We start from the raw sequence: 368 nt of genomic DNA on the forward strand, positions 1-368 counted from the left end.
TTTGCGCTTTGGGATCGGGCGTGGGCGGATCCTTCGGAGGTTCGGGCGCCGGTTTCCCCGCGGCCTCCGCCGCGGCTCCGTCAAGGCGCCCCCACGGGGCGGCGGATGCCGGCCTTGACCGACCGCCGCGGACATCAGGACCTGTGGCTCGCCTCCAAGGATGGGGGGGAGGCCAGTCCCGCCGTCAAGACCGCCTGCGGGGTCCGGTAGCCCAGCGCACTATGCACCCGTTGCCGGTTATACCAGATTTCAATGTACTCGAAAATCGCCTGTTGCGCCGCCGCCCGCGTAGGCCAGCGATCGAGATAAATCAGTTCTTTCTTGAGCAGACTATGCCAGGACTCGATACAGGCATTGTCCCAACAGTT

Annotated in this window: 1 protein-coding gene; it reads right to left on the reverse strand. The window is 64.9% G+C overall.

Translation table 11 applies throughout. The annotated features are described in order from the left end of the window. Positions 1–134: 134 nt before the first annotated feature. Positions 135–368 (reverse strand): integrase core domain-containing protein (locus HIJ39_RS23480; protein ID WP_243239944.1); only part of this gene is annotated, 234 nt, incomplete at its 5' end.

The sequence above is a fragment of the Sulfobacillus harzensis genome, assembly GCF_012933365.1.
Taxonomy (GTDB): domain Bacteria; phylum Bacillota; class Sulfobacillia; order Sulfobacillales; family Sulfobacillaceae; genus Sulfobacillus_B; species Sulfobacillus_B harzensis.